Origin of the sequence: Exiguobacterium sp. s138 (assembly GCF_018618775.1) — a bacterium.
Lineage (GTDB): Bacteria > Bacillota > Bacilli > Exiguobacteriales > Exiguobacteriaceae > Exiguobacterium_A > Exiguobacterium_A artemiae.
On the sequence record NZ_JACSMW010000005.1, the window covers coordinates 59,252 to 84,810 of the forward strand.

Here is a 25,559-nt window from a genome sequence, read left to right on the forward strand (position 1 = left end):
GGCGCGGTTAGGTGAATATTTTTGAAAACGTCTATGTCTACACGACAGCTTTATATTCGGTTGCGGGACTGTTAATCATCATGGGGTTGGCACTTTTTGAGTTGACAACCCGGTACCGGAACTGGGAACATATCAAGAGTGGAAACATTGCTGTTGCTCTCGCGACCGGCGGGAAAATCATCGGTTTGGCAAATATCGTCCATTTTGCCGTCCAAAGTGAACAGCGTGTCGGGGCGATTTTTTTAGAAAGTGCCTTCGGATTTTTACTGTTGATTTCGACCTATTGGATTTTTGAATTCTTAACTCCGAATCTTCCGGTCGACCGGGAGATCGAAAAAGGAAATATCGCTGTCGGCATCATCTCCTGTTCGTTATCGATCGGGATGTCTTATGTGATCGGTTCAGCGTTAGTGGGGTGAACAGGTGTTAGAACGATTAGCGAAAATCATGTTTGGCGTATCGATTGCCTTTTTGGTCGTCGGTCTGCTGTGGGTTTTTATGAATTAAAAGAACTGGCTCTGCTAAGTGATTATTCCGTACTGAGATCGATTCAGTACGGAATTTTTATTGGCAGGACACAAAAAAATGAAGGAGGAGACGACTATGAACGTCAAAAAAACCAATACCAATGAAATACGGCGCCGCGCCTTTGAAGCGATGCAACTGATTTCCTGGAAAGATATTTTTTGGGTGATCATCGGCTCAGCTATCTTGGCGTTCGGCATCAACTACTTTACGATTCCGAATGATTTGTCAGAAGGAGGATTGATCGGGATTACGGTCATCTTCTACTACCTGTACGGATGGGATACCGGCTTAGTCTCGTTAATTGCCAATGCACTGTTGTTTGTCGTCGGTTACCGTTTCTTAAGTCGGAAAACGATGATCTATTCCGTCATTTCCGTCGCAACGACATCCTTTGTCCTGTCGTCGACAGCGTCGCTCGCGACGAGCTCCGACAGCCGGCTGATCGGGACGGTGTATGCCGGAATCTTGATCGGTCTTGGAATCGGTCTTGTCATCCGGGCAGGCGGGACGACCGGCGGTGGTGTCATCATCGCCCGGTTAATGAACAAATACCTAAACTTAGGGATTGCCGTGTCGATGTTCATCATCGACGTGACAGTCGTCGGAGCCTCCGGATTTTTGTTTGGAGAAGAAACGATGCTTTATACGCTGATTGCAATCATCATTGGTTCGTATTTAATTGATTTGGTCAGCGAAGGATTGAATGTCCGTGAAGCCGTGACGATCATCAGTCACCGCCAGGAAGAAATCGCGACGATTTTGACCGAAACACTCGGACGCAGTGCGACCGTCATCCACAGCCACGGTCATTTCACAAAACAGAAAAACGATATGTTATATATGATTGTCGACAAGCGCCAGCTCGCGCCATTGAAACAAATCGTCGAAGCGGCGGATCCGCGTGCCTTTGTCGTCATTCATAAAGTACGGGAAGTCATCGGGGAAGGGTTTACCTATCCATCCCGTTAAACCGATTCAAAAGACCACTTGTGAAACAGCGCAAGTGGTCTTTTTGATGAGTTTCAAATATCTATTATTTGGAAAAAATGAAATTTATTTTAATAGAAGACTAGCCGTGTTAGCTGAAATACACGTATAATAAAAATGAATAGTAATTCAGTTACAGGGAGGGAATGGAATGGATTCAGCATGGTTAAAGGATTATCCGGAACAAGTACCTGCATCGATCAACTATTGTGAAGTACCGCTTTATCAAGCACTCGAGGAGGCGGCAAATGAATTTCCGGAGCGGAGAGCGCTTAGTTTTCTCGGGAAACGAATGACGTTCCAGGAAGTGCGCCATGAAGCGCGGAGCTTTGCAAAAGTCCTGCAGGATGCCGGTCTTGAGAAGGGCGACCGGATCGGTTTGATGTTGCCGAACTGTCCACAGTATATGATCAGTTACTACGCGGTGTTGTACGCTGGTGGAATCGTCGTTCAGGTCAATCCGTTGTATACCGACCGCGAACTGGAACAGATTTTGGACGATTCAGGGGCGAAGATGCTCGTCACACTCGATTTGCTGTATCCGAAAGCATCGCGTGTCAAAGCAAAGACGTCTTTAAAAACCGTTGTCACGACAAGCATTGCTGACTACCTTTCATTTCCTAAAAATAAACTGTATCCGATCAAGTCCCGTAAAGACAATAACATCATCATTGATACGACGGGATCCATTCCGTTTCTGTCTCATCGCGGAAGTACGATGATTGAACCGGTGAACATCAACCCAAAAGAAGATATCGCAGTGTTACAATATACAGGTGGAACGACCGGTGCGCCTAAAGGTGTTATGTTGACGCACTTTAATCTCAGTGCCAATGTCGAGCAGATCAGTCATTGGTTCTATAAATATTCTCGGGGAGACGGGCGGAAATTGTTGGCAGTCGTCCCATACTTCCATGTCTACGGAATGACGTGTAACCTGAACTTCGGTATGTTCAATGCGTACGAACAAATCATTTTGCCGAAATTCGACTTGGAACAGGTCCTGAAGACGATTGATAAAGAAAAACCGAGTCTGTTTCCCGGCGCTCCGACGATGTATGTCGGACTGTTAAATCATCCGAAACTAAAGAAATATGATTTATCCTCGATCGAAGCATGTATTTCCGGATCAGCACCGCTTCCGGTCGAAGTACAAGAGAAGTTTGAACAGGTGACAGGCGGACGGATCGTCGAAGGGTACGGCTTGTCGGAAACAAGTCCCGTGACGCATACGAACTGTATCTGGGATAAACGTGTTCCCGGAACAGTCGGAATTCCGGTTCCGGATACAATCGCTAAAATCGTTCAACCGGACGGAGAGACGCCTGCTGCACCTGGAGAGATCGGAGAGATTCTTGTCCGTGGCCCGCAAGTTATGAAAGGATATTGGAAACGTCCTGAAGATACACAGGCTGTTCTGCGTGACGGATGGTTGCATACGGGAGATCTTGGATATGTCGGCGAGGATCATTATTTCCGGATTGTCGATCGGAAAAAAGATTTAATTATCGCATCAGGATTCAATATCTATCCACGGGAAGTCGAAGAGATTTTGTACGAACATCCGGCGGTCAAAGAAGCGGTCGTCATCGGTGTACCGGATGCTTACCGGGGTGAAACCGTCAAAGCCTTCATCGTTCTGAAAGATGACGTGCAGACGACGGAAGAGGAACTGGATCAGTTTTGCCGGAAAAGTTTAGCATCATTCAAAGTGCCGAAACAATATGAGTTCAGACAAGAGTTGCCGAAAACGTTTGTCGGGAAAATCCTGCGTCGTGTCTTAGTCGAGGAAGAACGGACAAAACAACTGGAAGAAAGCAGTTGACAGCTCAAAATGACATGTTAGAATAAATATGAATGAACCATCATTCATTTTATGTGTTAGGAGATAGCCTTATGAAAAGAACGATGTCTAAGAGTGATCGCATCATTGATGCGGCAGTAAAGGTGATTGCGAAAAACGGCTACCACGGTGCCAAAGTGACAGCTATCGCAAAAGAAGCAGGCGTAGCGGATGGAACGATTTATCTTTACTTTAAGAACAAGGAGCACTTATTAATTTCTTTGTTCCAAGCCAAGATGGGCAGTTTCATCGAGTATTCGGAAGCACAGATCGCACATCATCAGTCAGCGACACAACAACTGGCAGGGCTCATCGAAGCGCACCTTGAACAGTTATCGGTTGATTATGATTTGGCCGTCGTCACGCAAATCGAGTTACGCCAATCGAATCAAGAGATGCGGCATAATATCGCAACGGTTTTAAAACCGTATCTCCATCTGATTGATCGTGTGATTCGAAACGGGATGGAATCGGGAGAGTTCTCAAACGAGCTGGATTATCGTTTGGCGCGGCAAATGGTATTCGGAACGATTGACGAAGTCGTGACCAGCTGGATGGCGAGCGGATTTAAATACGAGTTGCTCGAGACACGTCACGGTATTCATCGCATGCTAATTAAAGGGCTGAGTTAAGCCCTTTTCATGAAAAACTTTTTGTAAGCGGATACAAAAATGATGGTGGTCAATAGAAGTTGATACGAGGGGGAACGAAGAATGGAAATCTACGTCTTGTTAAAACGAACATTTGATACGGAAGAAGCAATTCAGCTTGAAAATGGTCAAATCGAAGAGGATGGTGCAGAATTCATCATCAATCCTTATGATGAATATGCAGTCGAAGAAGCGATCCGTGTACGGGATGCCCAATCTGGAACCGTGACGGTCGTAACGGTCGGACCGGAAGATGCAGACAAAGAACTCCGGACAGCGCTCGCGATGGGAGCCGATCAAGCAGTCCGAATCTCAATTGAAGACGATATTGAGGAAGCCGATCATTATTCGATTTCAGAAGTATTGGCCGGGTATCTCAAGGAACAGACAGTCGATTTAATCATCGCCGGAAACGTCGCCGTTGACGGCGGAAGCGGACAAGTCGCTCCGCGTGTCGCAGAACTGCTTGATATTCCGTACGTCACAACAATCACGAAGCTTGAGTTGAACGGAACGGATGCCGTCGTGACACGTGACTCGGAAGGGGATACGGAAGTCATTAAAACATCGTTGCCGTTGCTCGTCACAGCCCAACAAGGATTAAATGAACCTCGTTATCCAAGCCTGCCGGGTATCATGAAGGCGAAAAAGAAACCGCTCGAGGAACTTGAATTATCGGATCTGGAATTAGACGAGGATGAGTTGGCACCGCGTCTTGAGACGATTGAACGCTTTTTGCCGCCAAATAAAGCAGCCGGTAAAATTCTAGAAGGTGATTTGTCGACACAAGTCCAGGAACTCGCTTCATTATTACGCAACGAAGCAAAAGTTGTTTAAGGGGGAAGAAACGATATGTCAAAAGCACTTGTACTTGCAGAATCACGGGACGGGAATTTACGGAATGTGTCATTTGAAGCGATCGCAGCGGCAAATCTCGTTGCAGATGAAGTCGTAGTTGCCTTAATCGGACAAAATGTGGCGGCAGATGCCGCGCAACTCGCGACACGGGGGGCACATCAGGTTCTCGTCGTTGAAGACGAACGCTTGCAGCATTATACACCGGACGGGTACGGACAAGTCTTCATGCAGTTGTTGGAACGTGTTGCGCCGGACGTCATCGTCTTTGGTCATACCTCACTTGGTAAAGATCTGTCACCGAAAATCGCAGCGAAACTGCAGGCAGGATTAATCAGTGATGTGACGTCGATCGAAGGCAGCGGAGCAGATGCTTCTTTCATCCGACCGATCTATTCCGGAAAAGCCTTTGAAAAAGTAAGAGTTTCAGAAGGAAAAACGCTCTTCACCGTCCGCCCGAACAATATCGAGCCGTTGGCGGAAGGAACTTCAGAAGGAACGGTTGAATCCGTAACCGTTGAGTTGAAGGATCTGCGTACTATCGTTTCAGAAGTCGTCCGAAAAGCAACGGGTGGTGTCGATCTGTCGGAAGCGAAAGTCATTGTCGCAGGCGGTCGTGGTGTCAAGAGTTCAGACGGTTTTGCACCCCTTCAAGAGTTGGCGGATTTGCTCGGTGGTGCAGTCGGTGCATCACGTGGAGCGTGTGACGCAGACTATTGCGATTACGCGTTGCAAATCGGTCAGACGGGGAAAGTGGTCACACCGGACTTATACATCGCTTGCGGTATTTCCGGTGCGATTCAACATTTAGCCGGGATGTCGAATGCGAAAGTCATCGTCGCCATCAACAAAGATCCGGAAGCGAATATCTTCTCGGTCGCAGATTACGGAATCGTCGGCGATTTGTTTGATGTCGTGCCGTTACTAACGGCAGAATTCAAAAAAATGCTTGTTCATTAAGAAGCGGGGGAAGAAGCAAAGAGCAACTTCTTTGCTTCTTTTTTTGCGTATAACTTGTCTGAGCAGTTTCGTTTGCTGTAAGGTAGGGCTGTGCTATACTCAAGTCAGTAAAAAGATGGGTTGGATTCACAAGTCGATCCCGTCTAAAAATAGGAGGTTTTTCTCAATGGCAATCGTACACGCAACTAGCCAATCGTTTAAAGAAGATACACAAGAAGGTCTCGTTCTCGTTGATTTCTGGGCAACATGGTGCGGACCTTGTCGCATGCTTGCTCCGGTTCTCGAAGAACTTGATGCAGACATGGAAAACGTTAAAATTGTTAAAGTCGACGTTGACGCTAACCCGGAAGTCGCTGGAGCTTTCCAAGTCCAAAGTATTCCGACGCTCGTCTTATTCAAAGACGGTCAACCGGTCAACAAAACAATGGGCTTCATGCCTAAAGATGCTTTAAAAGAATTCGTTGAAACATCTAACTAATTCTAAACGCTATTCAAAAGGCATTCCGTCAATCGACGGAATGCCTTTTTTGTATTGAATCAACCTATCGGTGAACAAAGTTCAATCAGATGATCGTCCGGGTCAAGCACATAGGCGACTGTTTGCCCCCACGGTTTTTCAGTCGGAGGTAACACGGTTTGGTGACCTGCATTCTTGATCTGCTCATACACATGAGCGACATCTTCCGTCACAAAACCGAGCTCGATCGATTGTTGACCGGTTTTGTCCGGGATTTCATAGGGAATCATGGAACGGACGTCTTCTTTTGTGTTGAAGGCAAGAATTGTCGATCCGGTATCAAACTCCGTATAACTTCCGTGCTCCGCTTTAATCGGCAGACCAAGCAGACCGTGGTAGAACAGACGTGTTTTTACGGGGTCCGTAATGTAAAGAATCGTATAGCCGTAATCAACCATGTCAACTCCTCGCTTTCAGTTGTCAGTCTTCCAGTAATGATGCAATATCAGATGCGGGTGTCGGATAAGCAAAACTCGTTTTCTGAAGAGCAGAGCTCGGAATCCGGTGCTGCATGGCAAACGAAAAATAGTTAGCCAGTTCGGCGGCATGCACACCGATGAAGTGAGCACCCAGAATCTGATCGTCTTCCCCAATCAATACTTTTGCCCGGGCGAACGGATCTTTGATCCGGACATTTGTTTGCCAACTCGAGGTATCAATTAATTTTCCGCGGTATCTTGTATTGTTTTGTTTTAGACTGGCTTCCGTCTGTCCGACTTTTGCAAGATTTGGCGTAGTGAAGACGATGCTCGGCACAGGAAGTAATTCCAGTCGGCGCGTATTGCCTTCGAGCACATTACAGGCAGCAAGCCGTCCTTCCGTTCCTGCAAAAGGAGTCAAGGCAGGATTTCCGCTGACTGCTACGTCACCTGCTGCATAGATGTTCGAAGCGGAAGACTGGAGGTAATCGTTCACATGTATGCCTTTTTCTTCATAGATGACACCGGCTTTTTCCAATTGCAAATGCTTGATGCTTGCGATACGGCCTGTCGCATTCAAGACGACATCGGCTTCCAGACGTGTTCCGTCAGAAAGCGTCAATGTTGTATCCGAGTAAGAAACCGCTTCTGTTTCATGAAGAATTTGAATGCCGAGTGCTTGTGTCGCTTCAAGCAAGACAGAAACCAATTCCTGCTCAAATTGTTTCAGGGCACTGGAACGAAGCAGAATCGTCACTTCAGAACCGGCGATTCGTGCCAGGTGAGCGAATTCAAACGAAATGTAGCCTCCACCGATACAGACCAGACGACGGGGGACATCACGCAATTCCAAAAACTCATTGCTGTTGAGGAAACGTTCGCTTCCGGGAACGGATAACTCGCGTGGTCGGAGTCCTGTCGCAATCAAAAATTGTTCGGCTTCCAGCTCGATGTCATCGACCACAAGTTTTTTATTCGACAGGAAACGGGGTTCCCCGTGGTAATAGTCAATCCCCAACTCATCGTACTGATTTCGGGTTTGTTCCGGGATGGCGCGTGTGTATTCATTTTTCCGTTCCATCAGTTGACGCCAGTCGATGGAGACAAGCCCTTTCAGGCCGTAACCGAGTAAACGTTCCACGGCGTCCTTTGCTTCACTGCCGGTTAAAAGAATCTTTTTAGCATCACAACCGCGCTGAGCGCATGTTCCGCCCGGCGTGAAGTTTTCAATAATGGCAACGTTTAGTCCTTTTTCAGCAAATTTATAAGCCGCTTGGTTACCGGCTGACCCTGTACCTATTACAATGCAATCGTATGTACGCATTTTTTATCCCCCATGTGTCATAATCAATGTATGATATTTACCCTATAACGTAAAACTAGAAACGGTGGAAGGAGACATTTTTGTGAGTCATCAAGAACATATTAAGGCGAAATTATCCCTTTTACCTGACGAACCAGGTTGTTATCTGCATAAAAATCAATTTGGCGAGGTCATTTATGTCGGAAAAGCTAAAAATTTAAAGAATCGTGTCCGGTCTTATTTTACCGGTGCACACGATTTAAAGACAGAACGACTTGTCGCCGATATTCGGGACTTCGAATACATCATCACCGGAAGTGAGCTCGAAGCACTGCTTCTTGAGATGACACTGATTAAAAAATACGATCCGAAATATAACATCATGCTCAAGGATGACAAATCCTATCCGTATCTCAAAATTACGAATGAGACGTACCCGCGTCTGATTACGACACGGAAATTAAAAAAAGACGGCGGACATTACTTTGGTCCTTATCCGAACGCTTATGCCGCCAATGAAACTAAACGCCTGCTCGACCGGCTGTATCCGCTCCGTAAGTGCCAGCCGATGCCGAAGAAACTATGTTTGTATTACCACATCGGTCAGTGTCTCGGACCTTGTGAAATCCCTAATCTCGAAGGGGATCAAAAAGAGATCGTCTCGGAAATCCGCCGTTTCTTATCGGGAGAAACAAAAGAATTGGTCCAGTCGTTGCAACACAAGATGAGCGGTGCAGCGGAAGCAATGGAATTCGAACGGGCTGGAGAACTGCGCGATCAAATTCGGGCGATTGAATCGATCATGAACAAACAGAATATGATTACGGCAGATCTGACCTCGCGGGATGTCTTCGGAATTTATGTCGACAAGGGATGGATGTGTGTGCAGGTCTTTTTCCTGCGCGGCGGAAAAATGATTGAGCGTGATGTCTCGCTGTTTCCGATTTACGGGACACCGGCGGAAGAACTTGAAAGTTTTATCGTCCAGTTCTATGAAAAAAATATCAAGCCAAGCGAGATTTATGTCCCGCCCCTCGTCAATCAGATGCTGCTCAAAGAGGCGCTTAATGTACGTGTCCATGTGCCGGTACGCGGATCAAAACGCAAATTGCTCGATCTTGCGACGAAAAATGCCGAAAATGCAATCGGGGAACGGTTCGAATTGATCGCCCGGGATGAAAAGAAAACCGTTCAAGCCGTTCAGGAACTCGCTGATGCGATTGACGTCCATCCGCTATCGCGGATCGAAATCATTGATAATGCGAACATTCAAGGAGCGGATGCCGTCTCGGCCCTTGTCGTGTTTGAAGACGGGAAACCGCTCAAAAAAGAATACCGGAAATTTAAAATCAAAACCGTCAAAGGGCCGGACGACTATGAATCGATGCGGGAAATCGTCAGACGGCGCTACCGGCGTTTATTGCTCGAAGGCGCACGGTTGCCGGATCTTGTCCTGATTGACGGCGGGCTCGGTCAATTAAATGCGGCACTTGAAGTCATTCAAGATGAATTAGGGTTATCCCTGCCGGTCGGTTCACTGAAAAAAGACGATAAACACCGGACAAGTCAACTCTTATTCGGGGAAGGCGGGCAGTTGATTGAGCTCCATCCGCGTTCGAGTGCATTTTATTTGCTGCAACGTATGCAGGACGAGGTCCACCGGTTTGCCATCACGTTCCACCGTTCACTGCGCTCAAAAGGAATGACCCGCTCGTTGCTTGACGACATTCCTGGAGTGGGACCGAAACGTCGTCAACAACTGATCCGTCATTTCGGATCGATGCGGAGCTTAAAAAAAGCGAACATCGAACAGCTGACGGAGGCCGGTTTACCGGTCAAATTGGCAGAAACCGTAGCGGAATATCTCAGTCAGACGAATGAGGAATAAACTTAGAATTGAAGAAGCAGACAAAGAGGCGAACCCGGCTATCACTCAATAGCGGGTTCGCCTCTTTTTTGTAACCGGAAGAAAGCTGTACAATCCAAGCCGTATGTAATTATTTTGTGAACCACCAGATCAGAAATAATATAGCAGCGGTTACAAAGACAATCAAAAAGGCAGAGTGCTTTTTGGTGGCCTTTTTCTGAGAAGTTGCTACTGACACGCTGGTGATCAAAACAACGGCAATCGCGAACCATGTCCAAAAGCTCATTATTTACCTCCAGTCCCTATACACAATCAGGTACACCGAAAATTCGGTGTACCTGATTTAAATTGTTCAGTTATTGATATATTTTTCGTAGAACGAACCAAAGTCTTTTTGATTCCACTTGTAATAATGGCCTTGTAACCAGTCGAATGACTCCTGGGACAAATCTTTGAACGTTTGCGGTACGTTCATATCGCCTTGGCGTAAACCACCGAGAATCGTCACGGAATGATTCAGGGAATTGTTCGCGAACTCAAGCATCTTTTGTCCTTCGTATTGCTTTTCGGCAATGGCGAGAAGCGCTTTGTAGAGATCTTTCACATGTTCGAGCTGTTTTTTATCGACATCAATCGAATAATGTTTTCCGCCGATTTCGAACTTGATTTCGACATCAAGATCGACGGTACCGGCTGTTTCAAACATGACATGACGAATCGGATAATGTGCATATGGATAACGGTAGAGAACACGTTTTGAACTGACCGCACTTTCGCCGTCCAGGTGAACGAGCGCCAGATTCGTAAAGCAGTACTCATCTGTTTTCGATTTGATTAAAAAATAAATTTTTTCGCCGTCTTCGTGTAACACGTAGTCGTCCGCGGCGGCCTTGTCAAAATCGTCCGGGTGAATCACTTGCCCAATATCACTGAATCCTGTTAAATCGGCTGCGAGTTTCTTGAACATAAAAAATTCCTCCTTTGGTAGATGCGACTGAGTATTGATACGGCGATCAAACGAAAAAGGTTTCATGTTTCAAGAATTCGCGGTCCGACTTCAAACTCCTGTCCGGATTTCAAAGTGAGCGTTCAATCGGGTCTTTTGGATCGATCTCAATCAAGATATGTACGTGAGTTTTGTTTAATTCAGCATATCCTTCAGCGACGCAGCCGTTCAGTCGGGAGAATTGTTCCGCCAAAAACCCGGCTTCCAACTGGAAGTAGCCTGCCGGTCGGTCGAGACGCGTTGATTCAGGAGGGGTTAACAAAAAACTCAAAGAGTTCCCTTTTTGTTTTTTTAGTTCGAGATGTCCCCAACCAGCTTCTTGGAAAAAGGGAGGTGCTTCTTCGGCACTCAAGACCGGAAATTCACGTGCCAGTCGCTTTCCAGCCCAATAGATGACATGGCGGTAATCTGTTCCTAATAAATCCATCAGCACATAGTCACGAATCAGTTCGATTCCGAATGTGGAAGAGGGGGTTGGTACTGAATCCATCAACAATCACTCCTATCTCTGAAACTATTATAGCGGGGTAATTCTCCTCGGTCATTGTTTTCCTAAAAAAATTTGCAGTTATTTGCAGTTAAATGCAACAGCTCGGGTTGTCTTATAAAAAGGACAGGAGTAGAATAAGTGATGAAAAGACGAATTTCCTTATGAAAGCGCTTTTCTACCAAAATGCGCCAACGTTTGATTGGCAAACAAAAGGGGGGATTTGGATGGCGAATCATCGTGATTTCGTGGGGCGTAAAATACACTCACTGCTCGGCGTCATTCCAATCGGGTTATTTTTACTTTCTCATTTTACGACGAACTATTTCATCGTTCGTGGGGAGGAAGACTTTAATAAGGCTGCGGAAGTCGTGGGGAGCGTTCCGTATCGGTTGTTCTTGGAAGTGTTTGTCATCTTCATTCCAATCATCCTACACGGTATCTACGGTGTTTACATCGCGTTTACAGGTTCCGCGAACACAGGTCGTTATACATACTTCCGGAACTGGATGTATGTGCTACAACGCTTCTCAGGTATTTTCCTTGTCGTGTTCATCACATGGCACGTTTGGGAAACACGGATTGCCGCAGCAATGGGTACGGAAGTTGATGCGAGCATGATGCAAAATATCGTCGATAACGGATTCATGCTTGCCTTCTACATCGTCGGGATCCTGGCGACGACGTTCCACTTGGCAAACGGACTTTGGACGTTCTGCATCACATGGGGAATCACACAGTCACCCGCTTCTCAAAAAGCGATGTCTTATGTGGCAGCCCTCGTATTCATCGGATTATCGTTTGTAGGCGTACGCTCGATCTTGACGTTTGCAGGCGTGTTGTAAGGAAAGGGGAACTAACAACATGGCGAATAAGAATCTTGTCATCATCGGCGGAGGACTTGCTGGTTTGATGGCTACGATAAAAGCAGCAGAACAAGGTGTACCCGTCAAATTATTTTCTCTCGTGCCAGTCAAACGTTCACACTCCGTTTGTGCACAAGGAGGAATCAACGGGGCCGTCAATACAAAAGGAGAAGGTGACTCACCTTACCAGCATTTGGACGATACGGTGTACGGCGGTGATTTCTTAGCCAACCAGCCACCGGTTCAAAAAATGACGGAAGCGGCACCGAAAATCATCCACATGTTCGACCGGATGGGCGTCATGTTTAACCGGACACCGGAAGGATTACTTGATTTCCGTCGTTTCGGAGGAACATTGCATCACCGGACGGCTTATGCCGGTGCAACGACAGGACAACAATTGTTGTATGCACTTGATGAACAGGTCCGTAAATTTGAAGCGCAAGGTTTGGTAGAAAAATATGAAGGATGGGAATTCCTTCGTGCGATCATTGATGAAGAAGGGATTTGTCGTGGTGCGGTATGTCAAAACTTACGTTCGATGGAAATCGAAGCGTTTGCAGCTGACTCAGTCATTTTAGCAACAGGCGGTCCGGGTGTTATTTTCGGAAAATCAACCAACTCGGTCATCAACACAGGACAGGCAGCAGCAGCGGTTTACCGCCAAGGTGCTATTTACGCGAACGGGGAGTTCATTCAGATTCACCCGACAGCGATTCCGGGAGACGATAAACTCCGTCTCATGAGTGAATCGGCCCGCGGTGAAGGTGGACGTGTCTGGACGTATAAAGACGGTAAACCATGGTACTTCCTCGAAGAAAAATATCCGGCTTACGGAAATCTTGTGCCACGTGATATCGCGACGCGCGAAATCTTTGATGTTTGTGTCAATCAGAAGCTTGGTGTCAACGGGGAAAACATGGTCTATCTTGACCTTTCTCACAAAGATGCGAAAGAACTGGACGTCAAACTTGGCGGTATTCTTGAAATTTACGAGAAATTCGTCGGAGACGATCCACGAAAAGTACCGATGAAAATCTTCCCGGCAGTTCATTACTCAATGGGTGGACTATGGGTTGATTATGATCAAATGACGAATATCCCGGGATTATTTGCATCCGGCGAATGTGACTACTCGATGCACGGCGGGAACCGTCTGGGAGCGAACTCGTTGCTGTCTGCCGTCTACGGCGGAATGGTCGCAGGACCGGCAGCAATCGCCTACATGAACGATCTCGATCAATCCGTTCATGAGATGCCGGAAGAAGTCGTGGAAGCACACAAAATTGCTGAGATCAACCGTTTCAACGACATCCTCGCAATGGAAGGTACGGAAAATGCGTATCAAATCCACCGCGAACTCGGTGAAGTCATGACGGATAACGTCACAGTCGTTCGTTATAACGATAAACTCGAGCAGACGCTTGAGAAAATCAAGGAACTCCGCGACCGCTTCACACGCATTTCAGCGACGGACACAGCGCGTTGGAGCAACCAGGGTGCATCATTCATCCGTCAGCTCGATCATATGCTGGATCTTGCGGAAGCGATCACACTTGGAGCCTTGAAACGCGACGAGAGCCGTGGCGCCCATTACAAACCGGACTTCCCGGAACGTGATGACGAACGATTCTTGAAAACAACGATGGCCCGCTATACGAACGGTCATCCGGAAATCTATTACGAAGAAGTCGATACATCATTGATTCCACCGCGTAAGCGCGACTACAGCAAGAAGTCGAAGAAAGAGGTGAAGGCATAATGGCGACACCACTCGAACAGAAAACGAATCAAAAACCGGTTCAGTTCATCGTGCAACGTCAGGATGGACCGGACGGTAAAGCCTATGATGAAGCATTTGAAGTCCCTTACCGCCCGAATATGAACGTCATCTCGGCCTTGATGGAGATTCGTCGTAACCCGGTCAATGCAGCCGGAGAAAAAACGACGCCGATCAACTGGGACATGGGATGTCTCGAGGAAGTCTGCGGGGCGTGTTCAATGGTCATCAACGGAACACCCCGTCAGTCGTGTACGGCACTTGTCGACAAGCTCGAGCAACCGATTCGTCTGCAACCGATGCAAACGTTCCCGATTGTCCGTGACCTTCAAGTGGACCGTCAACGCATGTTTGACGCCTTGAAAAAAGTCAAAGCCTGGGTACCGATCGATGGTACGTACGACTTAGGTCCGGGACCGCGGATGCCGGAAAACAAACGCCAATGGGCATACGAGCTTTCAAAATGTATGACATGCGGTGTCTGTCTCGAAGCATGTCCGAACGTCAACGACCGGTCGAACTTCATCGGACCGGCATCGATTTCGCAAGTCCGTCTCTTCAATTCGCATCCGACCGGTGCGTTCCACAAGGAAGAGCGTCTTGAAGCCTTGATGGAAGACGGTGGAATCATGCAGTGCGGAAACGCACAAAACTGTGTGGAAGTATGTCCGAAAGGCATTCCATTGACAACATCCATCGCAGCGATGAACCGTCAGACGACATTGCATTCCTTCAAGAAATTCTTCGGCAGTGACGAAGGACGTACGGGAGAAGCAGTCAGTCGTTAAGACGAAAACGTAAAATTAAAGAAGGGGCGATGCTCCTTCTTTTTATATTTTAAGGAGGCAATGGTTGTGCGTGTACCCAGTTATATCAATGATTTAGACCAGTGGTTGGAACAGATGAAGCACGGCACGCGGCTGGATGTCGCGGTCCGCTTCGCTGAAACCGATGCTTACGGTCACATGAATAATCGAGTTCCGTTCGTTTATTTTGAAGATGTCCGGACGCTGATGCTCGAAGAAACAGGTTATTCGCTTGCTGACGACGGAATCGTCGTCGTAGCAGATGCGCAGTGTAACTACATCCGCCAAGTCTATCCGCGGGCCCGTCTTGCCGTCTATGCGTATCCGGTTCAGGTCGGAACGGCTTCGTGTGATGTCCATTACGCGGCGTTCAGCGAACAAGAGGAATTGATGTTTACAGGTCGGACCTCGATGGTCCAAATCGATCGTTCCGGAAATGCGTTTCCGTGGAATGAAGCCTATAAAAATTCCTTGCAGAATCGATTCGAATCCGTTATCATTTGATAATGAGTTCACATATTCGAAAACGACTCACTAGTACGTTATTAGTGGAGGGAGATTTCTTAATCATGGAAAAAACATTCAAAGTCATCGCGGATTCAGGCATTCATGCTCGTCCGGCAACACAACTCGTCAACACAGCTTCTAAATTCCAATCAGACATCAACTTGGAATACAACGGAAAGACTGTAAACCTCAAGTCGATCATGGGTGTTCTTTCACTCGGAATCGCAAAAGACTCAGACATCAAAATCGTTGCAAACGGTGACGATGCTTCTGAAGCTATCACGACTCTTTCAGATATGCTGACAAGCGAAGGTCTTGCTCAGTAATCCTTTATCGTACATTCTTGGACGCCGGTCTTGCACCGTCGTCCTTTTTTGTTACCATATGAGATGAGAGGAAAGTGAGGGGAAATCGTGAATAGATCAATTGGAGTATTAGATTCTGGGGTTGGTGGATTGACTGTCGCGCGTGAATTGATGCGTCAGCTGCCCCATGAACAAATCATATATGTCGGAGATACGTTACGGTGTCCGTACGGTCCCCGGCCGGAAGAAGAAATTCGTCAATTTACATGGGAGATGATTGATTTTCTGGTCGCTCAAGGTGTGAAATTGATTGTCATCGCCTGTAATACGGCGACGGCAGTTGTCCTAAAAGAAGCCCGACAAAAACTGTCGATTCCCGTCATCGGTGTCATCGATCCTGGAGCACGGGCGGCAGTCAAGGTTACACGCTCGAAACGGATCGGCGTCATTGGTACGAAAATGACGATTGAAAGCAATTCGTATGAGAAAGCCTTGCGTCACGTCGAAGGGCAGGTCGTCGTTGAGTCGCTTGCCTGTCCACCGTTTGTTCCGCTCGTTGAATCGTCTCAGACAAGTGGACCATATGTTGAACGTGTCGTCGCCAACACGTTAAAGCCGTTGCTTTCCTATGATATGGATACATTGATTTTAGGATGTACACATTATCCGTTACTGGCAGAAGTCATTGGACGAGTCATCGGACCAAACGTCCAGCTGATTTCTTCAGGAGACGAGACGGCGCTTGAAGTCAGTGCCTTGCTTGATTATAACGGCATCACGGCAGATCTTGATCGTATTCCGGAACATGTCTATCATGCGACCGGCGATACACGCTCTTTTGAACGAATCGCCAGTGACTGGTTACATCATCCGGTCCAAGCGAAACGGTTAGTGTTAGGAACGGAGGAAGAAAAATGCGTTTAGATCAACGGGCACAATCGGACATGCGGAAAATTCAGCTCGAGACCGATGTCAATAAGCATGCAGAAGGATCGGTACTGATATCGGTCGGGGATACACGTGTCTTATGCACCGCGACGGTGGAAGAAAAAGTGCCGCCGTTTTTACGGGGGAAACGTCACGGATGGATCAATGCCGAATATGCGATGTTGCCGCGGGCGACAGCACAACGGACGGGACGGGAAGCCGTCCGGGGAAAGCAGACGGGACGAACGATGGAAATTCAACGATTGATCAGCCGGGCGTTACGGTCCGTCGTCAATCTCGAAAAATTGGGTGAACGGACGGTTTGGATTGATTGTGATGTGCTGCAAGCAGATGGCGGGACGCGTACAGCGGCTATTACAGGCGGTTTCCTGGCACTTGTCTTGGCAGTCGACGGATTGATTCAAAGCGGTAAGCTGACGGATACCCCCATCAAAGAAGGAATTGCAGCAGTATCGGTCGGGAAAGTCGGGACGGAGTTATTGCTTGATCTTTGTTATGAAGAAGACGCAGCAGCCGATGTCGATTTAAATCTTGTCATGACCTCATCCGGAAAAATCGTCGAACTGCAAGCGACAGGGGAAGAAGCAACCTTTTCTCGCAAAGAGATGCTCGATATGCTTGAACTTGGGGAAAAGGGTATTGAAGAACTCCTTCACGCGGCTGAACAATCGTTAGGGGCTTCGTGGTGGTATGTCGGAGAAGAGGTGGAGCACAAATGAAAATCATCGTAGCGACAAGAAATGCTGGTAAAGTCGGTGAGTTTCAAGCGATGCTTGGACGACTCGGATACGATGTCGAATCGTTACTCGATTACGACACGGCACCGGAAACGGAAGAGACTGGATCAACCTTTGAAGAAAATGCGGAACTGAAATCGAAAGAAGCGGCAGCTTATTTTGGCCACGCCGTCTTGTCGGACGACTCCGGACTTGAAGTCGATGCACTGGACGGCGCACCGGGCGTCTACTCTGCCCGGTTTGCCGGAGAGGATAAATCAGATGCTGCCAATAACGCATTGTTGTTGGAAAAATTAGCGGACACACCGGCTGATCGACGGACAGCCCGTTTTGTCTGTGCCTTGTCACTGGCAAAACCGTCCGGGGAAACATTGACCGTTCGGGGAACAATGGAAGGTCAAATCGGATTTGAGCAGAAAGGGACAAACGGTTTCGGTTACGATCCGTTATTCCTGATTCCATCGTTGAATCAGACGGCAGCTGAATTGACAAAAAGTGAAAAGGCAGCCATCAGTCATCGTGGGCAGGCTTTGAAAAAACTTGAAGCGGCATTAACTACTTTTTTGGGAGAGTGATTTTAGATGAAAGCGTTAATCGTAAGTGACAGCCATGGTCTCGATCAGGAACTATTGACGATATTCAACCGCCACCAAGAAGCAGATTTCGCCTTTCATTGCGGGGACTCCCAACTGACAGGAACGACTGAATCGTTATATCCCTATCGTGTTGTCAAAGGGAACTGTGATTACGGGAATGACTTCCCGGATGAAGTCATCGAGGAACTTGGATCGTTTCGTGTCTTATGTGTCCATGGACACCGGCAAGACGTCAAGTACAGCCTCGACCAGCTGGTGCACCATGCCGATCAAAAAGCGGCAGCAATCGTTCTGTACGGTCATTCGCATGTTGCAAAAGCCGAGCAACGGGACGGGAAACTGTTCATCAATCCGGGCTCGATCCGGATGCCGCGCCATCGCCCGGAAAAGACGTATGCGTTGTTGACGGTTGAAAATGATCAATTCACAGTCGATTTTTATGATCTGACAGGTGAAAAAATCAATGCTTTGTACCTCGACGGTACACTTTAAAAAGAGTTTTACCAAATGTGATTGACACGAAAGAATTGTTTTAGTATAGTTTATTCGTGTTGACACGTCTCAATAGCTCAGCTGGATAGAGCAACGCCCTTCTAAGGCGTCGGTCGGGGGTTCGAATCCCTCTTGGGACACTATAATTAAAATAGAGACTTCCCTTATGAGGGAGGTCTCTTTTTTTTATCCGTTTTTTCGAGTATACTTAAGGTATTATGAACTTGAAAGGGATGATGAAGGTGTTAAAGAAAATGAGTGGAATCCTCGTACTGACCGTGGCTTTAGCCGGATGCAGCGAGGTTACAGATACAGTCGATCAGGCGAAACAGCAAGTGACGGACGTAAAAAACAGCGTTGATTATGCAGGTCAGTTGCAAGATATTGCCCAGGACACGTCCAAGGTGACATCTGAATTGTCGACGAAACTCGATCAAGCAGCGACTGAAGCGCGGGATGCCGCAAATCCGGAACAGGCTCTTGATCAGCAAATTGAAAAACTCCAGACTGACGGAACAGTTCAACAGTTGAACGAAGAATTAAACAAAATTGACGAACGGCTTGCTAATTTAGACACTCCGCCGGCGGAACTGAAGAACTTGAGTGAAAAATTGGAGCAGTACGTGAATCAATCGGAAGATATCACACGGTTGCTGGAAACCGATGTTTCCCTGGACACATTGAATAAAATGGGAATCGAACAGGCAGGACAGTTACAGGAAGCGATTACGAACTGGACGTCTTTACTGGATCCGTTCACGAAGTAAGGAAGTAAGACAGATATGAAGAAGGTGGGATGACCGTGAAGCAGTCGCAATCACGTTGGATGGAACAACCGTTGTCAGATGAGCGGAAGCGGCTCGCAAGATTGAGTCAGGACGAATTGGCAACTGAGCTGGAACGACTGAAAAGTTTAGAAACAGAAGAGGATATTCTTTATGTGCTCTATACAATTCAGGAAGCTTTTTTGACAAACGATCAAGAGGTGGAAGCCTATCTGCAAGTGGTGAACCCTTTCCTTGAAGTGGACGGTGTCGAGCAACTGATCGCACTCTTCATGTACGAGAAGGGAGAGAGGTATTCCTTTGATCTGGCCCTGCGGACAGCCTCTCCCTATCTTCCTTACGGTCTCGCCTTGAAATTAGACGAAATGACCCAGTCGCTTTCACGTAAGAAAGGTAACATCGGGCAGACGGATGATTCCTCATATGTGAAGGTACGGGAACAATCCCATTTACGGCTAGTACCAGGGGATCGGGTCGATCGTTACCGGCTCGGGACGATGGACGAACAGTTTCGTTTGATCGGGCAATTCGATTTACAGGCAGATCCTTCATTCGTCCGTTATCTCATCGAGGATTATTTCACGGGAGAAGATGTTAACAAACAGAGTGCTCTCGTCATCCAGACATTGCTTCCGCAACTTCCGGCGGATCGTGCACTTTTCCCCGTCCGGATCCGGATTCCATCGATCCGGGTGGATCATGAATTTGAAAGTCCGGAGCAACTCGAGAGACATGTGACGAGACAGGCGCTTGAACTGCAGTCTTTCAATAACGAAACCTTCAGGCTGAAGCGCATGGATCCATTTAAGGCGCTGTTGTTCATGAACTGGTATCAAATCGTCTTTCCGACCGAAGTGCTGGAACAGGGAGACAGATGGCAGGAATGGGTGGATGCGGTCGAAGAATTGGCGGAATCCGACTTTGCCTCGGAAACTCCGCCACCTGACTTGAGCGGACAAGCGCAAAAGATTTATCAGGCTGTCCATTTCCTGTTACCGGAAGGAAAACAGTACGAGCAGGCCTTGCTTCTTTAATTCAAGGGAATGGCTCGTTCAACAGTGGTAATCCTCGGAACGATTGTGCTATAATGTGACTTGTTGTACACACACGTACGCTAATTGACATTTTTGGAGGGACTCAGCATGACTGCAAAATGGGAAAAACAATCAGGTAGCCTCGGCGTTCTCACGTATGAAGCGCCTGCTGAAGCATTTGATAAAGCGGTAGACCAAGCGTTCAAAAAAGTCGTTAAGACATTGAACACACCAGGTTTCCGTAAAGGAAAAATGCCACGCGCAATGTTTAACAAAATGTACGGCGAAGAAGCACTTTACCAAGATGCACTTGATATCTTATATCAAGACACAATCGAAGGTGCTGTCGTCGAATCAGGAATCGAGCCAATCGCGCTTGATAACATCGACGTCGAAACACTCGAAAAAGGAAAACCAGTTGAGTTCAAAATCACATTCGTGATTGAGCCGGACGCAACACTCGGTGAGTACAAAGGTCTTGAGTACACAGCAGTCGAAACAGACGTTACAGACGAAGATGTCGATGCTGAACTCAAAACAATGCAAGAGCGCGGTGCAGAGCTCGTCGTTAAAGAAGACGGCGCGATCGAAAATGGCGATACAGTCGTATTCGACTTCGCAGGTTTCGATGGTGAAAACCAATTCGACGGTGGTACTGCAGAAAACTACTCACTCGTCATCGGATCTGGAAACTTCATTCCAGGATTTGAAGAGCAGATGGTTGGTCTTAAATCAGGCGAGCAAAAAGATATCGACGTCACGTTCCCAGAAGAGTACCATGAAGCATCACTCGCTGGAAAACCAGTCGTATTCAAAGTAACAATCCACGAAATCAAAGCACAAGAACTTCCTGAATTGACAGATGAGTTCGCTAAAGAAATGGACGAAGAAGTTTCTTCTCTTGATGAGTTGAAAACAAAAATCCGTACACGTCTTGAAAACACACGTAAACAAGAAGCTGATGCTTCAATGCGTGATGAGTTGGTTGAAGCTGCGACTAAAAACGCAACAGTTGATCTTCCAGAAGTTATGGTTGAAAACGAAGTTGAACGTATGGTCCAGGAATTCACACAACGCATTCAGTCACAAGGAATTGACCTTAACATGTACTTCCAGTTAACTGGAACGACTGAAGAGGCAATGCGTACTGAAATGAAAGAACAAGCAGAAGAGCGCGTTAAAGCTCGTCTCGTTCTTAAACAAATCGTTGCAGACGAAAAAATCGAAGTTACTGAAGAAGAAGCGCAAGCTGAACTTCAATCGATGTCTGAACTCTACAACATTCCTGCAGATCAGCTTGAAACGATGCTTGCACCACAAGGCGGACTTGATACACTTAAAGGTGATCTTCAGTTCCGTAAAGCGATCGACGTTCTCGTTGACAACGCAAAAGCAAAATAAGCAAACAACCGAACAGGATCGACTTCAAGACCAATTTCTGGTCTTGGAGTCGATTTTTTTGTACGATAGGTCAAACAAGGACAAACAAAAATATATTTTTCAAATCAAACTGTAAAACGCTCATCCAAGATTTGAAAGAGTTTCCTTGTTCATGCTACAATCATAAATAGTAAAACGTGAGAATAGATGCGAAACGGATCTATACAAATTCCACGTTAAAGGGGTGGACCTTTATGTTTAAATTTAACGAAGAAAAAGGTCAGCTAAAATGTTCTTTCTGCGGAAAGACACAAGAGCAAGTGCGCAAACTTGTTGCTGGACCTGGCGTTTACATTTGCGATGAATGTATCGAACTCTGTAATGAGATCGTCGAAGAAGAGCTTGGTACAGAAGAAGAAGTCGAACTGAAAAACGTACCGAAACCGCATGAAATCCGTGCGACTTTAAATGACTACGTCATCGGACAGGAAAAAGCGAAGAAGTCATTATCTGTCGCGATGTACAATCATTATAAACGGATCAATGCCGGTGGACGTGCCGACGACGTGGAATTGTCTAAATCAAACATCGTCATGATTGGACCGACTGGTAGTGGTAAAACACTCCTCGCACAAACGATGGCCCGTATTCTGAATGTTCCGTTCGCAATCGCGGATGCAACAAGTCTGACGGAAGCCGGATATGTCGGGGAAGATGTTGAGAACATTCTCTTAAAACTCATTCAAGCTGCTGACTATGATGTCGAAAAAGCAGAAAAAGGTATCATCTACATCGATGAAATCGATAAAATTGCCCGTAAATCTGAGAACCCGTCGATTACACGTGACGTTTCAGGTGAAGGGGTACAACAAGCACTTCTGAAAATCTTAGAAGGTACTGTTGCGAGCGTTCCGCCACAAGGCGGTCGGAAACATCCGCATCAAGAATTCATTCAGATCGATACGACGAACATCTTGTTCATCGTCGGTGGTGCCTTTGACGGGATCGACCAATCGATCAAACGTCGTCTTGGTAAAAAGGTCATCGGATTCGGAAATGATTCAGAGAACCGCAACCTGACGCAAAAAGAAATCCTTGCGGCTGCTTTACCGGAAGATTTACAGAAGTTCGGATTGATTCCGGAATTCATCGGACGTTTACCAGTCATGGCGACACTTGAGCCGCTTGACGAAGAAGCACTCGTCCAAATCTTGACAAAACCGAAAAATGCACTCGTCAAACAGTACAAAAAAATGCTTCAACTGGATGATGTCGAACTCGACTTCACAGAAGACGCACTCGTTGAGATTGCAAAACTTGCGATCGAACGGAAAACAGGAGCACGTGGTCTTCGTTCAATCATCGAAGAAACGATGCTCGATATCATGTTTGAAATTCCATCACGTGAAGATATTGCGAAAGTCATCATCACAGCAGAAACGTTGACTGGAAAACGCGGTCCAACGCTTGAGTTGAAGGATGGCACAATTGAACATGGTAAAGAAAAAGAAACGGCGTAACACCGTGACAAATCGGCTCGGAGGCTACTTGTACGCCTTTCCGAGTCTTTTTGTTTAGGAGGAGATTTTTGATGAAGACAAAACAATATCCATTATTGCCATTACGTGGTGTCGTCGCCTACCCTTTAATCGGTCTGACGATTGATGTCGGGCGTCCCGTCTCGCTCAAAGCATTGCTGGCGTCGAAAGAGCATGAAATTGATTTGGTTGTCGTCACGCAACGTGATCCGGAAGCGGAACCGTCCGTGGATGGCCTGCATACCATCGGGACACTCGTCCAGATTGCGAAAATGAGTGAACTGGGCAACGATACGGTTCGTGTCCGGGTCATTGGTAAAGAACGTGTCCGGATTGATCAGGTGACGGAAACAGATGAAGGTTATCAAGCGAGTATCGAACCGATTGAAAAAGCAGACATCAAGGGAGCGAAGCAGGAAGCGCTCGTCCGTTTGATCAAGGAACAGTTCGGACAATTGGTGTCACGCATCAAAGGGATTGGAACCGACGAACGACGTCGTTTTGAGACATACGAACGACTCGATTCATTGACGGATTACATCGCGTCGAAATTGCCGATCGACATCGCGAAAAAACAGGAATTCCTCGAAGAAAATGATCCGGTTGAACGCGGGGTCATGCTGCTTGATGTCATGAAACATGAATATGAAGTCGTCGAACTCGAACGCGAAATGCGCGAACGGACGAAAAAGACGATTGAACAGTCGCAACGTGAATACTATCTTCGTGAACAACTGAAGACGATTCAACAGGAACTTGGCGGAGAAGCAGTCTCGGCAGAAAGTGACGCCGTGAAGTATAAAGAAAAACTGGCACTGCTTGATTTGTCAGAAACGGCAGTCATCAATATCGAAAAAGAAATCAATCGTCTTTCCGTCGTGCCGGCAACGAGTCCGGAACACGGTGTAATCCGGAACTATCTCGAATGGTTCTTTTCCCTTCCATGGAACGAAGCGACGGACGACTTCTTGAACGTCGAAGCCGCATCGGAACAGTTGGATGAAGATCATTACGGTCTCGAGAAAGTAAAGGAACGGATTCTTGAGTACTTAGCGGTCAGACAACTGACGGACTCGTTACGCGGTCCGATTTTATGCCTGGCAGGTCCTCCGGGAGTCGGGAAAACGTCACTCGCCCGGTCGATTGCGACGGCGCTTGAACGCAAATTCGTTCGTGTTTCGCTCGGTGGCGTGCGTGACGAAGCAGAAATCCGAGGACACCGTCGGACTTATATCGGAGCGATGCCCGGCCGGATCATTCGCGGATTGAAACAGGCCGGAACAAACAACCCGGTATTCCTGCTCGATGAAATCGACAAGATGGCAAATGATTTCCGGGGCGATCCGTCTTCCGCGATGCTTGAAGTACTTGATCCGGAACAAAACAACAGTTTTTCCGATCACTACATCGAAGAGCCGTTTGATTTATCAAATGTCTTATTCATTGCGACGGCCAACGATGTCTCAAATATTCCGGGACCCTTGCTTGACCGGATGGAACTGATTCAAATCGGCGGCTATACAGAACAGGAAAAAACAGAAATTGCAATCCGGCACTTATTGTCGAAACAACTAAAAGAGCACGGACTGAAGAAAAGTCAGCTGACGGTCAAACCGGATGCCTTACAAGAAGTGGTTCGCCGGTATACGCGGGAAGCGGGTGTCCGGAGTCTCGAGCGCGTCATCGGTGCGTTGTGCCGGAAAGCGGCGAAACAAATCGCTATGGGTGAAAAGAAACGGGTTACGGTCACGAAACGTAATTTACCGGACTTCTTAGGTAAACCGATTTACCGTTATGGTCAAAGTGAACTTGAAGATATGATTGGCGCGGTGACTGGTTTAGCGTATACTGCATTTGGGGGCGATACACTGACGATTGAAGTGAGTCTCGCTCCAGGTAAAGGAAAACTGCAGTTAACGGGGAAATTAGGAGACGTCATGCAGGAATCCGCTCAAACGGCACACAGCTTCGTTCGGGCGAATGCAGAAGCGTTTAAAATCGATCCGAATTTCTATGAGACACAAGATATCCACATTCACGTTCCGGAAGGCGCCGTGCCAAAAGACGGTCCTTCGGCGGGGATTACGATCGCGACAGCATTGATTTCCGCGTTGACGAAACGTCCGGTACGGCGAGATGTCGGTATGACCGGAGAAATTACGTTACGGGGACGGGTCTTGCCGATCGGCGGTCTGAAAGAGAAGTCATTGGCAGCCCATCGTGCGGGTTTGACGACGATTTTGATGCCGCAAGACAATACACGTGATATCGATGACATTCCGGAAACGGTTCGGGATGGCATTCGCTTCATACCGGTCGCGACAATGGATCAAGTGCTCGAACATGCATTAAAAGGAGAGTAA

At 47.2% G+C, this 25,559-nt stretch carries 26 protein-coding genes and 1 tRNA gene; 23 read left to right on the plus strand and 4 right to left on the minus strand.

Translation table 11 applies throughout. The features are described 5' to 3' along the window. The first annotated feature begins 11 nt into the window (after positions 1–11). The 7 genes from KNP91_RS11640 to trxA all read left to right on the plus strand — a co-directional run bounded on the left by KNP91_RS11640 (position 12) and on the right by trxA (position 6,301). Positions 12–419 carry a DUF350 domain-containing protein gene (locus KNP91_RS11640; RefSeq protein WP_012371039.1) on the plus strand — a complete coding sequence of 136 codons (408 nt, stop codon included), beginning with the start codon at positions 12–14 and terminating at the stop codon, positions 417–419. A gap of 184 nt (positions 420–603) precedes the next feature. Then, positions 604–1,497 (plus strand): YitT family protein, encoded by an 894-nt coding sequence (locus KNP91_RS11645; RefSeq protein ID WP_114595280.1) that lies wholly within the window; start codon positions 604–606, stop codon positions 1,495–1,497. Positions 1,498–1,666: 169 nt separating this feature from the next. Next, positions 1,667–3,340, plus strand: coding sequence for an AMP-binding protein (locus KNP91_RS11650; RefSeq protein WP_214850170.1), 1,674 nt, complete (start codon positions 1,667–1,669; stop codon positions 3,338–3,340). 71 nt (positions 3,341–3,411) lie between these two features. Beyond that, complete coding sequence (locus KNP91_RS11655; protein ID WP_214763401.1) at positions 3,412–3,990, plus strand: fatty acid metabolism transcriptional regulator FadR; 579 nt, start codon at positions 3,412–3,414, stop codon at positions 3,988–3,990. Between the two features lie 81 nt (positions 3,991–4,071). After that, positions 4,072–4,845 carry an electron transfer flavoprotein subunit beta/FixA family protein gene (locus KNP91_RS11660; protein WP_012371035.1) on the plus strand — a complete coding sequence of 258 codons (774 nt, stop codon included), beginning with the start codon at positions 4,072–4,074 and terminating at the stop codon, positions 4,843–4,845. Between the two features lie 15 nt (positions 4,846–4,860). Then, positions 4,861–5,823 carry an electron transfer flavoprotein subunit alpha/FixB family protein gene (locus KNP91_RS11665; protein ID WP_214850174.1) on the plus strand — a complete coding sequence of 321 codons (963 nt, stop codon included), beginning with the start codon at positions 4,861–4,863 and terminating at the stop codon, positions 5,821–5,823. 166 nt (positions 5,824–5,989) lie between these two features. Beyond that, on the plus strand, positions 5,990–6,301 hold the full coding sequence (gene trxA / locus KNP91_RS11670) for a thioredoxin (protein WP_012371033.1): 312 nt from the start codon (positions 5,990–5,992) through the stop codon (positions 6,299–6,301). Positions 6,302–6,360: 59 nt separating this feature from the next. Here trxA and KNP91_RS11675 read toward each other — a convergent pair whose 3' ends face one another. Then, positions 6,361–6,738: a VOC family protein gene (locus KNP91_RS11675; protein ID WP_214850175.1), complete on the minus strand. Its 378-nt coding sequence runs from the start codon at positions 6,736–6,738 to the stop codon at positions 6,361–6,363. Between the two features lie 22 nt (positions 6,739–6,760). Then, positions 6,761–8,083, minus strand: a complete 1,323-nt coding sequence (locus KNP91_RS11680) for a dihydrolipoyl dehydrogenase family protein (RefSeq protein WP_214850176.1) — start codon at positions 8,081–8,083, stop codon at positions 6,761–6,763. Positions 8,084–8,165: 82 nt separating this feature from the next. Between KNP91_RS11680 and uvrC the strand changes: the two genes are divergently transcribed. Then, positions 8,166–9,950: an excinuclease ABC subunit UvrC gene (gene uvrC / locus KNP91_RS11685; protein WP_214763412.1), complete on the plus strand. Its 1,785-nt coding sequence runs from the start codon at positions 8,166–8,168 to the stop codon at positions 9,948–9,950. Positions 9,951–10,281: 331 nt separating this feature from the next. On the opposite strand, the gene KNP91_RS11690 is transcribed toward uvrC, so the two are convergent. Further along, positions 10,282–10,896, minus strand: coding sequence for a PH domain-containing protein (locus tag KNP91_RS11690; RefSeq protein WP_026832382.1), 615 nt, complete (start codon positions 10,894–10,896; stop codon positions 10,282–10,284). Between the two features lie 109 nt (positions 10,897–11,005). Next, complete coding sequence (locus KNP91_RS11695) at positions 11,006–11,425, minus strand: YslB family protein (RefSeq protein ID WP_214763416.1); 420 nt, start codon at positions 11,423–11,425, stop codon at positions 11,006–11,008. A 224-nt stretch (positions 11,426–11,649) separates the two neighbouring features. Between KNP91_RS11695 and KNP91_RS11700 the strand changes: the two genes are divergently transcribed. The 15 genes from KNP91_RS11700 (at position 11,650) to lon (ending at position 25,559) form a co-directional block, all read left to right on the plus strand. Then, positions 11,650–12,267 (plus strand): succinate dehydrogenase cytochrome b558 subunit, encoded by a 618-nt coding sequence (locus tag KNP91_RS11700; protein WP_012371027.1) that lies wholly within the window; start codon positions 11,650–11,652, stop codon positions 12,265–12,267. A 19-nt stretch (positions 12,268–12,286) separates the two neighbouring features. Then, positions 12,287–14,050: a succinate dehydrogenase flavoprotein subunit gene (gene sdhA / locus KNP91_RS11705; protein ID WP_012371026.1), complete on the plus strand. Its 1,764-nt coding sequence runs from the start codon at positions 12,287–12,289 to the stop codon at positions 14,048–14,050. After that, positions 14,050–14,856 carry a succinate dehydrogenase iron-sulfur subunit gene (gene sdhB, locus KNP91_RS11710; RefSeq protein WP_012371025.1) on the plus strand — a complete coding sequence of 269 codons (807 nt, stop codon included), beginning with the start codon at positions 14,050–14,052 and terminating at the stop codon, positions 14,854–14,856. Before sdhA ends, sdhB begins: the two co-directional genes overlap by 1 nt. A gap of 60 nt (positions 14,857–14,916) precedes the next feature. Further along, positions 14,917–15,378 (plus strand): acyl-CoA thioesterase, encoded by a 462-nt coding sequence (locus tag KNP91_RS11715; protein WP_051525124.1) that lies wholly within the window; start codon positions 14,917–14,919, stop codon positions 15,376–15,378. A 65-nt stretch (positions 15,379–15,443) separates the two neighbouring features. After that, on the plus strand, positions 15,444–15,707 hold the full coding sequence (locus tag KNP91_RS11720) for a phosphocarrier protein HPr (protein ID WP_012371023.1): 264 nt from the start codon (positions 15,444–15,446) through the stop codon (positions 15,705–15,707). An 87-nt stretch (positions 15,708–15,794) separates the two neighbouring features. Continuing rightward, the gene (gene racE / locus KNP91_RS11725) at positions 15,795–16,610 is read left to right on the plus strand and encodes a glutamate racemase (RefSeq protein ID WP_214763419.1); all 816 of its coding nucleotides are present in this window, start codon (positions 15,795–15,797) and stop codon (positions 16,608–16,610) included. After that, positions 16,601–17,353, plus strand: a complete 753-nt coding sequence (rph, locus tag KNP91_RS11730) for a ribonuclease PH (RefSeq protein WP_012371021.1) — start codon at positions 16,601–16,603, stop codon at positions 17,351–17,353. Before racE ends, rph begins: the two co-directional genes overlap by 10 nt. Then, a complete protein-coding gene (locus KNP91_RS11735; RefSeq protein WP_012371020.1) occupies positions 17,350–17,946 on the plus strand; it encodes an XTP/dITP diphosphatase in 597 nt (198 codons plus the stop codon). Before rph ends, KNP91_RS11735 begins: the two co-directional genes overlap by 4 nt. A 6-nt stretch (positions 17,947–17,952) precedes the next feature. Continuing rightward, entirely contained in the window at positions 17,953–18,459 is a 507-nt protein-coding gene (locus KNP91_RS11740; protein ID WP_012371019.1) for a metallophosphoesterase family protein, read from the plus strand. 66 nt (positions 18,460–18,525) lie between these two features. Next, positions 18,526–18,599: transfer RNA gene (locus KNP91_RS11745), tRNA-Arg, on the plus strand. Between the two features lie 114 nt (positions 18,600–18,713). After that, the gene (locus KNP91_RS11750; RefSeq protein ID WP_234944532.1) at positions 18,714–19,226 is read left to right on the plus strand and encodes a hypothetical protein; all 513 of its coding nucleotides are present in this window, start codon (positions 18,714–18,716) and stop codon (positions 19,224–19,226) included. A 29-nt stretch (positions 19,227–19,255) separates the two neighbouring features. Then, positions 19,256–20,278 carry a hypothetical protein gene (locus tag KNP91_RS11755; protein WP_214850177.1) on the plus strand — a complete coding sequence of 341 codons (1,023 nt, stop codon included), beginning with the start codon at positions 19,256–19,258 and terminating at the stop codon, positions 20,276–20,278. Between the two features lie 108 nt (positions 20,279–20,386). Then, complete coding sequence (gene tig, locus KNP91_RS11760) at positions 20,387–21,679, plus strand: trigger factor (protein WP_012371016.1); 1,293 nt, start codon at positions 20,387–20,389, stop codon at positions 21,677–21,679. Between the two features lie 233 nt (positions 21,680–21,912). Further along, positions 21,913–23,178, plus strand: a complete 1,266-nt coding sequence (clpX, locus tag KNP91_RS11765; RefSeq protein ID WP_012371015.1) for an ATP-dependent protease ATP-binding subunit ClpX — start codon at positions 21,913–21,915, stop codon at positions 23,176–23,178. 71 nt (positions 23,179–23,249) lie between these two features. After that, positions 23,250–25,559: an endopeptidase La gene (gene lon, locus KNP91_RS11770; protein ID WP_214850178.1), complete on the plus strand. Its 2,310-nt coding sequence runs from the start codon at positions 23,250–23,252 to the stop codon at positions 25,557–25,559.

Excerpts from the sequence above, each read along its gene's own strand:
- KNP91_RS11645 (WP_114595280.1), top strand. The coding sequence starts at position 604 with ATGAACGTCAAAAAAACCAATACCAATGAAATACGGCGCCGCGCCTTT.
- KNP91_RS11650 (WP_214850170.1), top strand. The coding sequence starts at position 1,667 with ATGGATTCAGCATGGTTAAAGGATTATCCGGAACAAGTACCTGCATCG.
- KNP91_RS11655 (WP_214763401.1), top strand. The coding sequence starts at position 3,412 with ATGAAAAGAACGATGTCTAAGAGTGATCGCATCATTGATGCGGCAGTA.
- KNP91_RS11660 (WP_012371035.1), top strand. The coding sequence starts at position 4,072 with ATGGAAATCTACGTCTTGTTAAAACGAACATTTGATACGGAAGAAGCA.
- KNP91_RS11665 (WP_214850174.1), top strand. The coding sequence starts at position 4,861 with ATGTCAAAAGCACTTGTACTTGCAGAATCACGGGACGGGAATTTACGG.
- trxA (WP_012371033.1), top strand. The coding sequence starts at position 5,990 with ATGGCAATCGTACACGCAACTAGCCAATCGTTTAAAGAAGATACACAA.
- KNP91_RS11675 (WP_214850175.1), bottom strand. The coding sequence starts at position 6,738 with ATGGTTGATTACGGCTATACGATTCTTTACATTACGGACCCCGTAAAA.
- KNP91_RS11680 (WP_214850176.1), bottom strand. The coding sequence starts at position 8,083 with ATGCGTACATACGATTGCATTGTAATAGGTACAGGGTCAGCCGGTAAC.
- KNP91_RS11690 (WP_026832382.1), bottom strand. The coding sequence starts at position 10,896 with ATGTTCAAGAAACTCGCAGCCGATTTAACAGGATTCAGTGATATTGGG.
- KNP91_RS11695 (WP_214763416.1), bottom strand. The coding sequence starts at position 11,425 with ATGGATTCAGTACCAACCCCCTCTTCCACATTCGGAATCGAACTGATT.
- KNP91_RS11700 (WP_012371027.1), top strand. The coding sequence starts at position 11,650 with ATGGCGAATCATCGTGATTTCGTGGGGCGTAAAATACACTCACTGCTC.
- sdhA (WP_012371026.1), top strand. The coding sequence starts at position 12,287 with ATGGCGAATAAGAATCTTGTCATCATCGGCGGAGGACTTGCTGGTTTG.
- sdhB (WP_012371025.1), top strand. The coding sequence starts at position 14,050 with ATGGCGACACCACTCGAACAGAAAACGAATCAAAAACCGGTTCAGTTC.
- KNP91_RS11715 (WP_051525124.1), top strand. The coding sequence starts at position 14,917 with ATGGTTGTGCGTGTACCCAGTTATATCAATGATTTAGACCAGTGGTTG.
- KNP91_RS11720 (WP_012371023.1), top strand. The coding sequence starts at position 15,444 with ATGGAAAAAACATTCAAAGTCATCGCGGATTCAGGCATTCATGCTCGT.
- rph (WP_012371021.1), top strand. The coding sequence starts at position 16,601 with ATGCGTTTAGATCAACGGGCACAATCGGACATGCGGAAAATTCAGCTC.
- KNP91_RS11735 (WP_012371020.1), top strand. The coding sequence starts at position 17,350 with ATGAAAATCATCGTAGCGACAAGAAATGCTGGTAAAGTCGGTGAGTTT.
- KNP91_RS11740 (WP_012371019.1), top strand. The coding sequence starts at position 17,953 with ATGAAAGCGTTAATCGTAAGTGACAGCCATGGTCTCGATCAGGAACTA.
- KNP91_RS11750 (WP_234944532.1), top strand. The coding sequence starts at position 18,714 with ATGAGTGGAATCCTCGTACTGACCGTGGCTTTAGCCGGATGCAGCGAG.
- KNP91_RS11755 (WP_214850177.1), top strand. The coding sequence starts at position 19,256 with ATGACCGTGAAGCAGTCGCAATCACGTTGGATGGAACAACCGTTGTCA.
- tig (WP_012371016.1), top strand. The coding sequence starts at position 20,387 with ATGACTGCAAAATGGGAAAAACAATCAGGTAGCCTCGGCGTTCTCACG.
- clpX (WP_012371015.1), top strand. The coding sequence starts at position 21,913 with ATGTTTAAATTTAACGAAGAAAAAGGTCAGCTAAAATGTTCTTTCTGC.
- lon (WP_214850178.1), top strand. The coding sequence starts at position 23,250 with ATGAAGACAAAACAATATCCATTATTGCCATTACGTGGTGTCGTCGCC.